Here is a 15,747-nt window from a genome sequence, read left to right on the forward strand (position 1 = left end):
AGAGGTATTGACGATTAACAGAAGAATAATGAATCTATCAGCCTGGCTTGCTGTGTTAGCTGTCATTATTATTCCCGGAAAAGCATACACGGAAGGGGCACCTCGAACAGAATATGGTTTCCCATTCCGGTTCTTCACGGATTATCACTATGCGAAGCCAGACGATACGATATGGTTTGTGTTTACAGTAAACATCAATATTCTTGAATACTTGTTGAATGTCCTGATTATTTATAACGTCATTTTATTTATGAAAAAGAGGATAAATCATTCAAGAGAGTAGACTAATCCTGATCCAATCGTTCTTGAAGCACAAATGAAAAGGGGGTTTCAAATGGAAACATTTTTTCGTTATAACTGGATGGTACGTGAGCAATGGTATGTGTGGTGTGAAGATGTATCGCTTGAAGAATTGCTTCGGCCCCGCACAGGCGGAGTAGGCAACATATTACAAACGTTTTTTCATATCATTGATGTAGAGTGGAGCTGGCTTCAGTTGCTTCAGGGCAAACCGGATGATGCAGAAGATTTTGCAAACTACCAGAATCTTGAGGCGGTAAGGCGATTGGATCGCAAGTTACGTCCTGATGTGGAGGTATTTGTTACAGCTTGGGAGCCGAGTATGGAAAAAAGAGCTTATATTGATCAGCGCTCAGCTGGCAAGGTCGGTACAGATTCATGGGGAGAAGTCATGCGACATGTGATCGCCCATGAGATTCACCATATGGGACAGCTGTCCGTATGGTCCAGAGAATTGGGCAAGCAGCCGGTATCCGCCAATGTAATCGGCAAAGGCCTGATTATACCTGACTAACAGGGAGAGAGCGGTATGACATGAATGAATGGAGGAGAACGATGACCATTCAACTTAACCAGATAGATTGGATGCAACTGGATGAACGTGTCCAGCAGGTGATCGAACAGGAGCATCGGATCATTCCCTTGGTACCTGGACTGGAAGCGAGTGTGATGACAAACTGACACGGTTGGCTGAGCGATTAATGGAGGTCCACCATTATCCGGTGAATAAAGTGGGTGATGGAGAAGATAGAGAATATATATCGAGAACCGATTTTGTTGAATACTTTTTTCCTCAAGTTGAATTACATAAAGATATTCATGAGCATCTCGTAAACCTGATCCAGCTTGTTCAGATCAGACAGGACCATTTGATTCATGGCGATTATAATCTGGGAAATATTCTTGAGAGGGACGACTATTACACCATTATCGATTGGACCAATGGGCAATACGGCGATCCGAGGTACGATATGGCATGGTCTGTTTTTCTGATCACCATCTATAATGGGGAAAGTAACGGCGAGATGTATCGCGCTCAATTTGCACGTTCTGCAAGTCATACGTACACGCTGGAAGAGGAGCAGGTTTTTGAAGCTGTAGCTTGTCTTCGCTGTGGATTCTGTTAAAGCGCGTTGGGGATGTACCTATGGGGCCAAAAGTAGTGGGACGAGTTCACAGCATGGCTGACCATAATCCATATTTGAATGAACACCTGCTGTGATTAGGAATAGTAAGACGACATTTTTGCAAATAAAATAAACAGCCTGTCCTAAACCAGCGTTCCTTGCATACCTATGGTAGTAGAGGAGCGTGATCGATATGGAGCAGAAAGTGCAAACCTACTTTGAATTAAAGCAACAGCAAAAAAATATTGAGCAACAGTTGTCTGTGCTACGAGATGAGATTGTCGCGTATTGCACGGAACAAGGTGTCTATGAGACACAGGTTGGGAATTACACGGTGAAGACGGTGCTTCAGCAACGTAAAGAATACGATGATCAGAAGTTGTATGCTGCTCTGCCTGACCCAGATATCTGGCGATTGTTGTCCAAGGTGGACAGCCATAAGCTGAAAAGTCTGATCAAGCTTAACATTCTGTCCGAGGAGCAGATTAATCCGGCATGTACACTGAAACAGGTGACTTTATTACAGGTCGACAAGCTATAACGCTTAATACCATTTCCAAACCTGAGTTGAATCAACGGAATATCACTATTACAAAGCACCTTCCATGAAAATAGTTCTGTTGCCCTGGGCAGTGGAACATGGGGGTGTTTTTGTTTTACGAACAGGGATAGGGATCAATAATAGTTAAATATGAGGGGAAAGATGTTTAATCTGTTCATGGTAAGCGCATTCATAAAGCGGTATGATGGATAAAAACAGGCAGGGAGGAATTGTAAATGTCATCAGAAATTCCATCACTACATGCTGCTTATGCCAACAAGTTCAAAATAGGTGCTGCTGTACATACCCGAATGTTGCAGTCCGAAGGGGAGTTTATCGCCAAGCACTTCAATAGCATCACCGCTGAAAATCAGATGAAATTCGAAGAAATTCACCCGGGGGAGGATCGTTATACATTTGAGGCAGCGGATCAAATTGTTGATTTTGCCGTCAGTAAAGGAATAGCTGTTCGCGGACATACACTGGTATGGCATAATCAAACATCGAAATGGGTCTTTGAGGATACCTCAGGTGCTCCTGCTTCCAGAGAGCTGCTATTATCTCGCTTGAAGCAACATATTGATACGGTAGTAGGTCGGTATAAGGGGCAAATATATGCGTGGGATGTCGTCAATGAAGCTATTGAAGATAAGACGGACTTATTCATGCGGGATACGAAGTGGCTAGAGCTGGTCGGGGAAGATTACTTGCTGCAAGCGTTCAATATGGCTCATGAGGCTGATCCGAATGCCCTGCTTTTCTATAATGACTACAATGAGACGGATCCGGTCAAACGGGAGAAGATCTACAATCTGGTTCGGTCTTTGCTGGATAAGGGAGCGCCTGTACACGGGATTGGTATGCAGGGGCATTGGAATATTCATGGTCCTTCGATTGAGGATATCCGAATGGCTATTGAGCGTTATGCTTCTCTGGATGTGCAGTTGCATGTTACCGAGCTGGACATGTCGGTGTTCCGTTATGAGGATCGCCGTACGGATCTCACTGCGCCCACTTCGGAAATGGCTGAGCTACAGGAGCGTCGATATGATGAGATTTTCAATTTGTTCCGTGAATATCAATCCTCGATTACCTCTGTGACATTCTGGGGAGTGGCTGATAATTATACCTGGTTGGACCATTTCCCGGTACGTGGACGCAAAAATTGGCCTTTTGTGTTTGATCAACAGTTACAGCCAAAGGAATCATTTTGGCGTATAATTAAAGATAACGAAAAATGAAGATGTAGGGGTATCGAATCAAATTTCTGTCCGAAATGAGATGAGTATATGGATCGCATCCGCAATTACCTGATGATATATGCAGGAAACTTGGTGGCGACCTACTTCATTTTTGAAGAGGGTACTCTTGCCAAGCCGATGATGTTTGCCACATTCATACTGTTACTGGTCATGCTGATCGATTACATGAAGAGCAGAAACAAATATTTATTGGAGTAGCATACCTCCATGGTTTTAAGCGATCCTGTGACACAGGGTCGTTTTTTTATAAAATGAAAAATGAATGTTAGAATAACAGCAAGGAGGGCATGTTTTGCTACGGAATCGATTCAAACAGCGGGCTGAAGCCCTGACCTGAATCGGTAGGATTCTCCCCGCAATGATTCGGACAACGGCTTCCATTTACATCATGACCATTGTTCATTACACTTGATTAGTAGTACCTCGTTAACTCAATTCAGATCATCAGGAGGATATCATTATGCATCAATCCGCACATATTCAGGAAGCAAGAGATTACATATTAAGCCGAATCCATACCAAGCCTGCCGTAGGTATGATTCTGGGTTCGGGGCTGGGAGCACTCGCGGACGAGATCGAGAATGCGACCGTTATTCCCTACACAGAAATTCCGTATTTCGCTCAATCCGAGGCCATCGGCCATGCCAATGAACTGGTCATTGGCGAACTGATGGGCAAAACGGTGGTGGCAATGAAGGGACGTCTTCATTATTATGAAGGTTTCACACTGGATGAAGTGACGTTCCCGGTTCGTATTATGAAAGCGCTGGGTGTTGAACAATTGCTCATCACGAATGCCTGCGGAGCCATCAATACAAGCTTTGAGCCGGGGCAACTGATGCTCATTACTGATCATATTAACCTGGTAGGCAATAATCCGTTGATGGGACCGAATAACGCTGAACTGGGTGTACGATTCCCTGATGTGTCCCAGGTGTACAATCGCGAACTGCGCAGCATTGCTCTGAAGGTTGCAGAAGAGCAGAATGTTGGCCTGCAGCAAGGTGTCTACGCGTGGTGGAGTGGTCCGGCATATGAGACACCAGCCGAGATTCGCATGATTCGTACGATGGGTGCGGATGCTGTGGGCATGTCCACGGTACCTGAAGCCATTGTCGCCATTCATGGCGGGATGAAGGTGCTGGGTATTTCCTGTCTGACTAACATGGCCTGTGGCATTCTGGATCAGCCGTTAAGTCATGATGAAGTCATTGAAGTGGCTGCCCAAGTGAAAACAACCTTTATCGGTCTAGTAAAAGGCATCTTGAAAGAGATCTAATCGCGAGATTGTTTTTACTAGGCCGCGATGGATAGTATAGATTTCCATACAGTCGAGTCGAAATCTGAAAAAACCGTATGCTTCACGAGCTGTTACTCGTGAGACATACGGTTTTTTTATTTTACAGAACTATGAACCATCTGAGAACTAGCAGGCATGATTGCTGGCGTGGACTCCCTGATGATAGGTTTGGTCACAATATGCGAGATCTGATACGGCTGTGTCGGGTTTTTAATTCGGGATAATAGCATCTCTGCAGCCTTAATGCCCATTTCATTGCTGTAAATATGAACCGTCGTTAGCGGAGGTTCAATAATTCGCGATTGGGGTGCGTTATCGAATCCGCATATCGCAACATCCTGTGGAACAGCGACATTTCTGGCTTTCAAAGCCCGCATCAGATCGACCGCAATAAAATCATTGGCACATACGTAAGCGGAAGGTAAGGATGCCATCTCTGCCACTCGCTGGTTCAACCATCCGGGCTTGGAGAAACACAGGCGATCATTATCTACGATGCAATGGGACAGATCGACCTGTAGGCCCGCTTCCAGCATAGCACGGTGATATCCAGTCCATCGTTCATTAAAGCTCTTGCAGTGATTGTAATCTCCGGCAAATCCGATACTTGTGTAGCCGCTCTCAATTAACTTTTTGGTTAACTGGTAGATGCTATGTTCATTCTCCATAAGTAACAAATCTGCTTGGAATTCGGGATAACATATGTTGGAAGCGCAATCGATAAAGATCGTGGGGATGCCGAGATCCGTAATAAGCTGAGTGTATTCCAGATCAAATAATTCAATGCAAATGATTCCGTCTACTTTGGCGATATCAAAATTGTTGGGCAGTGTAAGCGCATCTTGATCGTCTTCACGCACGATATGAATCGAGAGATTGTATCCCTCCGCACTGATTCTTTTCTCCAAACCACTAATCAACAATGACCCAAAGTGGGATGTATTAGGCAGATTTTCAGTTAACAGGGCGATATTGCTCGGAGCCTTGGTTAGAACATGCTCATTTTCCATATAGGCGAATTGTTTATATTTAAGTTCAATTGCTTTTTTAATTACACGGTTTCTAGTCTCATCCGGAATGTTTCCGCTATCGTTTAATGCTTTGGAAGCCGTATTCCTGGAGATTCCCAAAGCATCGGCGATGTCTTGTATCGTGACTTTTTCCTTTGCCATCTAATGCCTCACCTCTAATAATCAATAGTCATCCATATTCTTCTCTACGTCAAATGTATAATAGAACGGGACAAATAGCAATCTTGAATTTACAAATGCACAATTTTGTTTACATTCTGAAATGAGTGCATGTTTTTTGGTTTGATCATAAGGTTCTTTTTTCATTAGTAACAATGATAGACCAATTATGGTGATAACGTGGGGATTCCTGGGTTTGATTTATAAAAATAAATACTGTCTATATGCAAATTCAGTAATGTTTAGTCACATTGATGCACAAAAATATATTTCAAATGCACAAATTATTTTTACAAAACATATTGACTAAATCCTCTGATACCTGATAAATTGTAAATTATTAAATAGGCAATTGTAAATATTGAAAGCCCTTACCGAAATCAATTGTCAACTTCAAGAATGAAACGGGGGTAGCATGTTGGATAACATAGCAGACAGCAAAAAGGGCAGAGGAAGGGTACTGAAAGTGAGGACGACCAGCGGTCATAAGTTGCAGCAGCTCAAAAAGAATTACTTTTTATATATGTTGCTCGCACCAGCCTTAATCTTGACCCTTATCTTCAAGTATATCCCAATGTACGGAGCCATCATTGCATTTAAGGATTTCAGTCCGATCAAAGGCATCATGGGCAGTGATTGGGTAGGTCTGAAGCATTTTGAGAAATTTATAGCTTCACCCAATTTCGATATCATTCTAATGAATACGCTTAAACTCAGCTTTTTGGGATTGATATTCAGTTTCCCGGTGCCCATTATATTGGCACTCATGCTGAATCAGGTACGCAAAGCTGGCATCAAGAAAAATATTCAATTGTTTCTGTACGCACCCAACTTCATATCCGTTGTTGTCGTTGTGGGAATGCTGTTCATCTTCCTCTCACCGACAGGGCCAATTAATCAATTCGCCACTTGGATTACAGGTCAGCCGATCATGTTCATGTCTGAACCGGAATATTTCCGCTGGATCTACATTTTGTCCGATATCTGGACCGGAGCGGGTTGGGCTTCCATCATATACGTTGCGGCTTTGGCCAATGTTGATCCAGAGCTTCACAATGCGGCCAATCTGGATGGAGCGAACCTCCTTCAACGTATTCGGCACATCGACCTTCCAACCATTCGTCCGATTATGGCTATCGTCTTTATCCTGGCAGCTGGGGGGATTATGTCCATTGGATTTGAGAAGGCCTATCTGATGCAGACATCCATGAACCTGCCTTCCTCCGAGATCATTGCCACATATGTCTACAAGGTGGGACTGCAATCGGGAGATTACGCTTATTCAGCGGCAGTGGGATTGTTCAACTCGGTTATTAATGTGATTCTGCTGGTGACGGTGAATCTGATCGTGAAGAAATTGAATGAAGGCGAAGGCCTCTACTAGGAAAGGAGATTATCCATGGTTGTAAAACATACGGGAATGGATCGATTGATCCTCACACTCAATGCCATCTTTCTCACCTGCGCTGTACTGGTTGTCGTTGTTCCCTTGATTTACATTGTTATCGCCTCATTCATGGACCCCACAGTGCTATTGAACCGTGGACTATCTTTCAATGTATCCGACTGGAGTCTGGACGGTTATCAGATGATATTATCCAATCCAGCCATGATCCGAGGTTTTGCGAATGCGGTATTGTACTCGGTTTCCTTTGCACTGATCACCGTGACCGTATCCATATTTGCAGGCTATGCATTGTCAGATGAAAGGCTAGCGGGACGCGGATTTTTCATGATTATCTTTATCATCACGATGTTCTTCGGCGGGGGATTAATCCCTACGTATCTACTCATACGTAATCTCGGCATGCTGGATACGGTGTGGGCGATCATCATTCCTGGAGCCGTCAACGTCTGGAACATTATTCTCTCCAGAACCTTCTTCAAAGGAGTCCCTCGGGAACTGAAGGAAGCCGCGAATGTGGATGGCGCCTCCGAGATGAAGATTTTCTTCCAGATCGTCATTCCGTTGTCAAAACCGATCATTTTTGTACTCGCACTCTATGCGTTCGTTGGGCAATGGAATTCCTATTTTGATGCAATGATCTATCTCGATAATCCGAATCTGCATCCGTTACAGCTCGTTCTGCGTTCCATTTTGATTCAGAATCAGGCTGCTCCGGGCATGATCAGTGATCAGCTAGCGATGGCAGAACTGAAACGGCTCTCCGAGATGATTAAATACTCAGCGATTGTCATTTCGAGTCTGCCACTTATCATCATGTACCCGTTCTTCCAGAAGTATTTCGAAAAAGGTGTCATGGTCGGTTCCCTCAAATAGTGAACAGCCTGCAATACAGCAAGTTCGATCCAATCCAACCCATGGAGGTCATGATTATGAAAAAAGTGAACAAGTCCAGAAAAGCCGTTACAACGGCATCCATTTCCATGCTGTCTGCGGTGATCCTTTTAACCGCTTGTGGAGGGGGTGGAGGCGGAGCTGCAAGTGAGGCGCAATCACCTGATGGTAAAGTGACATTGAATTTTATCACACAGAGCTCCCCTCTGGCTCCTGCTGATCCGAACGACAAGCTGATCAACAAGCGACTCGAAGAGAAAACCAATGTGCATATCAACTGGAAAAACTATACGAGTGACGTGTTTGCGGAAAAAAGGAATCTGGCGGTAGCTAGCGGTGATTTACCGGATGCCATTTTTGATGCAGGTTACGGGGATTATGATCTTCTGAAACTGGCGAAGGATGGGGCAATCATTCCGCTCGAAGACATGATTGAACAGTACATGCCCAATCTGCAAAAGGTGCTGGAGGAAGCTCCTGAATACAAGAGCATGATCACTGCACCGGACGGACATATATATTCTTTCCCATGGATTGAAGAACTCGGCAGTGGCAAACAACGCATTCAGGCAGTGGATAATTTGCCCTGGATTAATGTGGAATGGTTGAACAAGCTTGGACTGAAGATGCCGACGACAACCGAAGAACTCAAAGAAGTGCTGATCGCGTTCAAAACCCAAGACCCGAACGGTAACGGCAAGGCTGACGAAATTCCGCTTTCTTTCATTAACAAGCCGGGCGGAGAAGATCTGACATTTCTCTTTGCGGCATTTGGACTCGGGGAGAACTGGGATCATACCGTGGTAACGGATGAAGGAAAAGTGGTCTTTACAGCAGCCGATAATGGTTACAAGGAAGCGGTTAAATACATTCATGAACTGGTTCAGGAAGGTCTCGTGGATGTGGAATCGTATCAGCAGGATTGGAACACGTATCTTGCGAAAGGCAAGGATAATAAGTACGGCATGTACTTCACCTGGGATAAGGCTAACATTACAGGCATGAATGATACGTATGATGTTCTGCCTCCAGTTGCTGGACCTGACGGAGAGGTCAATGTCACAAGAACGAATGGTATCGGTCTTGATCGTGGCCGCATGGTCATTACCAGCAGCAATAAAAACCTGGAATCCACAGCGAAGTGGGTTGACCAATTGTACGATCCACTCCAATCCGTACAGAACAACTGGGGCACCTATGGAGATGAGAGTCAGCAAAATATTTTTGAATTCGATGAAGCCAAGGGCATGCTGAAGCATCTTCCACTGGAAGGCTCTGCACCTGTGGAACTCAGACAAAAAACGAGTATCGCGGGACCATTGGCCATTCTCGACAGTTACTATGACAAGTACACAACCAAACCGGAAGATGCAGCTTGGCGCATGGAACTTCTCGATAAGGTTATGGTTCCGCATATGAAAGCGGAGAACGTATATCCAAGTGTGTTCTTCTCCATTGATGAACTGGATCGATTGTCCACCATTGAGACCGATCTATTCGCCTACGTGCTGCGTCTGCGTACGGAATGGTATCAGAACGGGAAGGTTGATCAGGAATGGGATGCTTATCTGAAAGAGCTGGATCGTCTTGGACTGCAGGAATGGCTTCAGATTAAACAAGCGGGATATGACCGTAATACTAAATAAGACAAATGAGGGAGAGAACATCATGTCAACCATACTTAATCAGGATCACAGAGGCGCCTATCATTTCACACCAAAAGAAAATTGGATCAACGATCCGAATGGCATGGTATTTTTCAAAGATGAGTATCACTTGTTCTATCAGCATCATCCACATGGAACCACATGGGGCCCCATGCATTGGGGCCATGCAGTGAGCAGGGACCTGATCTCCTGGGAGGAACTTCCGATAGCCTTACTCCCTGATGAGAATGGCACTATATTCTCCGGAAGCGCCATAGTGGATTGGAATAATACGACCGGATTCTTTGAGGATGAGCCAGGATTGGTTGCAATTTTCACCCACCATCTTGAAGTTGAAAACCATGATGCCATACAAACCCAGAGTCTGGCGTATAGCAAAGACAGCGGCAGAACCTGGACTAAATACGAGGGTAATCCGGTATTAAAGCATGAGTCCTTTGTCGATTTCCGTGATCCCAAAGTGTTCTGGCATGAGCAGACCAAGGAGTGGATTATGATTATCGCTTGTGGTCAAACAGTATGTCTGTACCGTTCTCCCAATCTGAAGGATTGGACGCTAGGTAGTGAATTCGGCGCCGGGATTGGTTCACACGATGGCGTGTGGGAATGCCCCGACCTATTCCCCCTTGCAGTGGATGGAGATTCAGGGCAGGAGAAATGGGTGATGCTCGTTAGCATCGGTGCAGATCCTGCTTTTATTGAAGGCTCCAGAACACAATATTTTACCGGAGATTTTGATGGGACTACATTTGTCCCAGACGAGGCATCCCATACGATTCGCTGGATTGACCATGGCCGGGATAACTACGCGGGCGTTAGTTGGTCTGACGTTCCTGAGGAAGATGGAAGACGCCTCATTATCGGCTGGATGAGCAACTGGATGTATGCCAACCAGACGCCAACCAATGATTACCGTGGAGCAATGACCATTGCCCGGGAGTTGACACTGGAGACAAGAGCGGGAGAAGTTATACTGATTCAACGTCCTGCACGTGAACTTGAGCAAGCTCGTACGCCGATAGTGTCCCTACAGAATGCTTCGATTCGGCAAGTGAGTGAGCAGTTGAACGCTTTGCAACTAGTGAACTATGAGATTCATGCAGAGTGGGCTCAGGATCAGTCGTTCCATTTTGCGCTAAGAAGCGGCGCAGATCACGAGACGGTCGTTGGCGTAGATTCGATCCGAAGTGAAGTGTATCTCGATCGTAGTCGATCGGGCATCGGCCATTTTCATGAACATTTCCTGAGCCGTCATACAGCTGAGTTAAAAGAGGTGAATGGGAATCAACGATTGCATATCTTTGTAGATCATTCATCTGTGGAGGTATTTGCGAATGATGGTCAGGCCGTTATTACGGATCTGATCTATCCGGATGCGGATTGCCAGGGCATCTCTGTTCATGCTGAAAATACGGATTTGGCATTCTCTTCACTTCATATCTATGAGATATCACCGACCAATGCTAACGGTCAATTGTAATGAAGGGAAGGAGTGCAGAACGATGCGTATTGGAGCCATTGAAGCGGGCGGAACGAAGTTTGTATGTGGTGTAGGTAACGAGCATGGACAGATTGAAGATCGGATCAGTTTTCCAACAGAGCATCCTGAGACAACACTTGCCAAGGTGATCGACTATTTCAAGGATAAAGGTGTGGAAGCCATGGGGATTGGCTCCTTTGGTCCGATTGATCTGCAACCGGATAGTCCCACGTATGGCTATATTACGACCACGCCTAAGCCTGGGTGGGAAAACTGTAATGTGATTGGAACTTTGAAGCATGAATATCCGGTTCCCTTTGGATGGGATACGGATGTGAATGCTGCTGCGCTCGGTGAAGTGACGTGGGGAGCAGCGCAAGGACTGGACAACTGTGTATATTACACGATTGGCACAGGCGTTGGTGTTGGGCTCGTGGCAGGGGGCCAACGAGTACACGGATTGTTGCATCCCGAGGGTGGACATATTCGCACAAGACGCCATCCGGACGATCACTTTGCCGGATTATGCCCGTATCATGGTGATTGCTTGGAGGGGATGGCTGCAGGGCCAGCCATTGAAGCACGGTGGCAGAGCCCTGGCAGTGAACTGCCGGCAGACCATCTGGCGTGGGAGATCGAATCCTTTTACATTGCGGAGTCGATCACCACGGCTATCCTGCTTCATTCGCCGCAGAAGATCATCTTGGGCGGTGGTGTGATGCAGCAAGATCATCTGTTTCCTATGATCCGGGAGCAGGTAGTGCGGAATCTCAATGGTTATGTGAATGCAGCTTCAATTACGCAACATATCGATCAATATATTGTCCAGCCCGGATTGGGCCAGCATGCAGGCCTGTGTGGTGCACTCGCTTTGGGTCTGGAAGCATTGCAACAAGCAGCACAAGCTTCACATGCTTCGTAATTCTCTAAAATAATATACATCCCAGAAGGGACGGCCGCGGGTTCGCTTGTTTAGTTAAGCAACTGCACCGTCCTTTGTGGGCTTTTTTATTTTTTTGAAGAGTTAAGTAGTTTGAAAAATATAGTACGTTCTAAAATTCGATGTTGCTCAAGTGAGCTGCCAAAGGTATATTTTTAGTGTCCTATCCCTATCGTGCGATAAGACATTCCAAATTTAAATTTAACGTGTCTCAAAATGAAAGGAATCCAACCAATGAACCAAATAACAATGCGTCAAGCTGTACAGACAGACCAAGAGCAACTGGCCGATTTGCGAGCGTTGGTATTATACGATGATTTAACCAGACTGGGAAGGTACGATGATGTGAAGGTACGTGAACGTTTCCGGAATACATTCGACCCTGCCCACACCCATATTATTGAAGTGGAGGGTTCAATGGTAGGTTGTGTCGCCTTGAAGCCCAAGTCTGAGGCATTTCTATTGGAACATTTCTACATACATCCCGATTATCAGGGCCAGAAAATAGGAACTCAGGTACTGAAATTGTTGCTGGAACAGGATGAAGTTCAGGGGAAACGGGTTATTTTAAATGTGTTGCAGGGAAGTCCTGCTCGACGATTGTATGAACGATTTGGGTTTATCCTGGACACTGAAGATGAGGTCGATGTGTTTATGTCGGTTCAAGTGCAGTAATTTTTACTGTACATCTATATAAGTTGAACTATTCTTTTACACAGAAACGGAGAGGGCAGAAAAAACCTGGAAAAGCGAAGCGTTCGCCTGAAAGCTTTCTGAAAGAAAGCTACGTCGTAAGCATAGGCTTATCAGCGGATTTTACCCTTGAGAAAAGGGAATCAAAAAAATCTGGGGATAACAGCGATTGGAAGGTTGTTCTGTCATCGGAGTGTTCAGTGTAAAATCTTTAGCTCAAGTTATATAATAGACCCATTCATTTGATTCTTGAATGGGTCTATTGAATTTTTCTATTATACTTTCCAGTGGTCGTACCCTAATATGGGTAATAACCTACTTTTTATATAGGAATTATATAGTATGGAGAAGCCAAGATGCCACAATGGAAGCGAAATCTGTATATTCTGTGGTTCGGCCTGTTTTTCAATCATATGGCGTACTCACTATCCGTTCCGTTCTTTCCTCTATTTCTGCAAAATGATCTTGGTATCCAAACCGGGCTGGAAGCCTGGTCCGGTATTTCCATCTCGATCAGTTTTCTGATCAGTGGATTATGCGCACCCTTCTGGGGATCGCTGGCTGATCGATATGGAAGCAAATTGATGCTGGTCCGTTCAGGCGTTGGGCTAGGCATAGCGCATCTGGCTAACTTTTTTGTTTACGATCCGTATACGTTTATCGCGGTAAGGGTCTTTCAGGGGCTCATGGCTGGTTTTCATCCCGCCTCAATTACACTGATCGGCACCAATACTCCAGAGAAACATGTGGGTTATGCACTTGGCGTGATCTCCACGGCCAGCGCCGCGGGCGGGATACTGGGTCCTCTTGGCGGAGGGGTGTTAAGTCACTGGATTGGACTGCGGGGATGCTTCATTGCATCGGCTGTGATTACGTTGCTCGCGGCGCTGATGGTTCTGGGTGTTAAGGAGTCACGGCTAACTCGTACGGTGGTTCCAACAAGGATCATGGGGGATTTGAAGAGAGCCGCTTCTACTCCCGGATTGATGCGCATCTACGGTTTGATTTTGCTGGTTTCAACGTCAGTGCTCATTATCGAACCGGTGCTGACGCTCTATGTCGTACAGATTGGCGGAGATATCGGCAGTGCAACACTTAGTGCTGGTATTGTCTTCTCAGCCATTGGTGTGGCAACAGTTATTATGGGGCCCCGGTGGGGGAAGATTGGTGGCAGGATCGGATACGAGAAAACATTGTTTATTGGACTGATTGGTGGTGGAATTGGCAGTCTGCTGCAGATGACAGCAACGAATCTGATTTATTTTGGCAGCCTGCGATTTGTCTATGGTCTGTTCTTTGCCGCGGTCTATCCGGCGCTCAATGCGTTGATCATCAAGTATGCTGATCACGATTTCCGCGGGAGGGCTGTCAGTCTGAGTCAGACGGCGAGTCAGTTCGGCATTGTACTGGGACCGTTAATCGGCGGTTTTCTTGGTGGATGGATCGGCATTCCGTTTATTTTTCTATTTACAGGGATTGTACTCCTGGGAGCGGCTTGGGCAGTCCGCGTAAGTGATGTGAAACAGGCGGGTAAACCGGGTTTGCGTATGACAGTAGACTCTGGCACAACACATATGAAGAAGTGAACGTTCACAATGAAATAGGGAGGAATATATATGTCACAACGACGATTGAAACTGGGAGCCAATCTGAACGGCGTAGGGAACAGCATTTCCTTCTGGCGTCACCCCGACATTCCCGTTAACGCGAGTGTTAGTCTGGAATTCTACCAGAAGCAGGCACGTATCGCGGAGAAAGGGAAGTTCGATCTGCTTTTTATTGCAGATGGTCTCTTCATTAACGAGAAGTCCAATCCTCATTTTCTCAATCGCTTCGAACCTCTGACGCTTCTGTCCGCACTCGCCGGTGTAACTTCTCACATTGGGTTGGTTGCTACATTGTCTACTTCATATAGTGAACCCTTCACGGTTGCGCGGCAATTTGCCTCCCTGGATCAATTAAGCGGTGGGAGGGCCGGGTGGAATGTGGTCACTTCACCTCTGGAAGGCTCGGCACTGAACTTTGGCAAAGGCGAACATCCGAACCATGCTCTGCGCTACGAAATAGCGGAAGAACATCTGAATGTGGTCAAAGGCCTGTGGGACTCCTGGGAGGACGATGCCTTTATCGGAGATAAGAAGCAGGGCATATTCTTCGATCCTGCGAAGATGCATACGCTGAATCACAAGGGGGCGCACTTCTCCGTACAGGGGCCTCTTAATGTGGGACGTTCGAAGCAGGGTCATCCGGTGATTTTCCAGGCGGGTTCATCCGAATCTGGTAAAGATCTGGCTGCCCGATCGGCGGATGCCGTATACACAGGACATGAGACGCTGGAGGAAGCAAGGGAGTTCTACCGGGATGTGAAGGCAAGAGCAGTGGCATATGGACGTCAGGCAGAGGATATTCTGATCTTCCCAGGCATCGGTCCCATTATGGGTAGAACAGCGGAAGAGGCTGAGCGGAAGTATCAGGAGATTGCTGAATTGGTCAGTATTGACCAAGCGCTGAATTATCTGGGACGGTACTTCGATCATTATGACTTTTCCCAGTTCCCGCTGGACGAACCTTTTCCCGAGATAGGGGAGATCGGCAGCAACAGCTTCCGCAGTACAACAGATAAGATTAAGCAGCAGGCACGGGAACAGGGGCTGACCCTGCGCCAAGTGGCGTTGCTGGCATCGACTCCACGCACATCGTTTATCGGTACACCGGATCAGATCGCAGATCAGATTCAGGAATGGTATGAAGGCGAAGCGGCAGACGGATTCAATGTTCGTACCGTGGTGCCCCATGGACTGGAAGATTTCGTGGAACTGGTTGTCCCGGTTCTGCAAGAACGAGGGTTGTTCCGGACTGAATATGAACAGGATACGCTCCGTGGTAATCTGGGTCTTGAAATTCCGCGTAATCGATATACGTTAGAGCGAGTGAGATAGATATATTTT

At 46.0% G+C, this 15,747-nt stretch carries 17 protein-coding genes; 16 read left to right on the forward strand and 1 reads right to left on the reverse strand.

The window, feature by feature from the left end; all coding sequences use genetic code 11:
• The first annotated feature begins 7 nt into the window (after positions 1-7).
• The 8 genes from AC4G47_RS06790 to AC4G47_RS06825 all read left to right on the forward strand — a co-directional run bounded on the left by AC4G47_RS06790 (position 8) and on the right by AC4G47_RS06825 (position 4,509).
• Complete coding sequence (locus AC4G47_RS06790) at positions 8-283, forward strand: hypothetical protein (RefSeq protein WP_491105411.1); 276 nt, start codon at positions 8-10, stop codon at positions 281-283.
• Positions 284-334: 51 nt separating this feature from the next.
• Entirely contained in the window at positions 335-814 is a 480-nt protein-coding gene (locus tag AC4G47_RS06795) for a DinB family protein (RefSeq protein WP_458123701.1), read from the forward strand.
• Between the two features lie 41 nt (positions 815-855).
• Positions 856-981: a hypothetical protein gene (locus AC4G47_RS06800; RefSeq protein WP_458123700.1), complete on the forward strand. Its 126-nt coding sequence runs from the start codon at positions 856-858 to the stop codon at positions 979-981.
• Positions 982-986: 5 nt separating this feature from the next.
• Positions 987-1,427, forward strand: a complete 441-nt coding sequence (locus AC4G47_RS06805) for a phosphotransferase (protein ID WP_491105413.1) — start codon at positions 987-989, stop codon at positions 1,425-1,427.
• A gap of 193 nt (positions 1,428-1,620) precedes the next feature.
• Positions 1,621-1,968, forward strand: a complete 348-nt coding sequence (locus AC4G47_RS06810; RefSeq protein ID WP_491105414.1) for a hypothetical protein — start codon at positions 1,621-1,623, stop codon at positions 1,966-1,968.
• A gap of 236 nt (positions 1,969-2,204) precedes the next feature.
• Positions 2,205-3,209 (forward strand): endo-1,4-beta-xylanase, encoded by a 1,005-nt coding sequence (locus AC4G47_RS06815; protein ID WP_491105415.1) that lies wholly within the window; start codon positions 2,205-2,207, stop codon positions 3,207-3,209.
• 48 nt (positions 3,210-3,257) lie between these two features.
• The gene (locus tag AC4G47_RS06820; protein ID WP_491105417.1) at positions 3,258-3,428 is read left to right on the forward strand and encodes a hypothetical protein; all 171 of its coding nucleotides are present in this window, start codon (positions 3,258-3,260) and stop codon (positions 3,426-3,428) included.
• Positions 3,429-3,690: 262 nt separating this feature from the next.
• Positions 3,691-4,509 (forward strand): purine-nucleoside phosphorylase, encoded by an 819-nt coding sequence (locus AC4G47_RS06825; protein WP_491105419.1) that lies wholly within the window; start codon positions 3,691-3,693, stop codon positions 4,507-4,509.
• Positions 4,510-4,625: 116 nt separating this feature from the next.
• On the opposite strand, the gene AC4G47_RS06830 is transcribed toward AC4G47_RS06825, so the two are convergent.
• Entirely contained in the window at positions 4,626-5,702 is a 1,077-nt protein-coding gene (locus AC4G47_RS06830) for a LacI family DNA-binding transcriptional regulator (protein ID WP_491105420.1), read from the reverse strand.
• Between the two features lie 541 nt (positions 5,703-6,243).
• On the opposite strand from AC4G47_RS06830, the gene AC4G47_RS06835 reads away from it, so the two are divergent.
• From AC4G47_RS06835 to AC4G47_RS06870, 8 genes are all read left to right on the forward strand, one after another.
• A complete protein-coding gene (locus tag AC4G47_RS06835; RefSeq protein WP_458127326.1) occupies positions 6,244-7,104 on the forward strand; it encodes an ABC transporter permease in 861 nt (286 codons plus the stop codon).
• A 15-nt stretch (positions 7,105-7,119) separates the two neighbouring features.
• Positions 7,120-8,001: a carbohydrate ABC transporter permease gene (locus AC4G47_RS06840; RefSeq protein ID WP_215076232.1), complete on the forward strand. Its 882-nt coding sequence runs from the start codon at positions 7,120-7,122 to the stop codon at positions 7,999-8,001.
• Positions 8,002-8,057: 56 nt separating this feature from the next.
• On the forward strand, positions 8,058-9,665 hold the full coding sequence (locus AC4G47_RS06845) for an ABC transporter substrate-binding protein (RefSeq protein ID WP_491105423.1): 1,608 nt from the start codon (positions 8,058-8,060) through the stop codon (positions 9,663-9,665).
• Positions 9,666-9,687: 22 nt separating this feature from the next.
• A complete protein-coding gene (locus AC4G47_RS06850) occupies positions 9,688-11,166 on the forward strand; it encodes a glycoside hydrolase family 32 protein (protein WP_491105424.1) in 1,479 nt (492 codons plus the stop codon).
• A gap of 22 nt (positions 11,167-11,188) precedes the next feature.
• A complete protein-coding gene (locus tag AC4G47_RS06855) occupies positions 11,189-12,088 on the forward strand; it encodes an ROK family protein (protein WP_491105426.1) in 900 nt (299 codons plus the stop codon).
• A gap of 252 nt (positions 12,089-12,340) precedes the next feature.
• Positions 12,341-12,781 (forward strand): GNAT family N-acetyltransferase, encoded by a 441-nt coding sequence (locus AC4G47_RS06860; RefSeq protein WP_491105428.1) that lies wholly within the window; start codon positions 12,341-12,343, stop codon positions 12,779-12,781.
• A 374-nt stretch (positions 12,782-13,155) separates the two neighbouring features.
• Positions 13,156-14,385, forward strand: a complete 1,230-nt coding sequence (locus AC4G47_RS06865; protein ID WP_491105430.1) for an MFS transporter — start codon at positions 13,156-13,158, stop codon at positions 14,383-14,385.
• A gap of 30 nt (positions 14,386-14,415) precedes the next feature.
• On the forward strand, positions 14,416-15,738 hold the full coding sequence (locus tag AC4G47_RS06870; RefSeq protein ID WP_491105432.1) for an LLM class flavin-dependent oxidoreductase: 1,323 nt from the start codon (positions 14,416-14,418) through the stop codon (positions 15,736-15,738).
• The last annotated feature ends 9 nt before the right edge of the window (positions 15,739-15,747 follow it).

The organism is Paenibacillus sp. Negev47 (assembly GCF_058313655.1).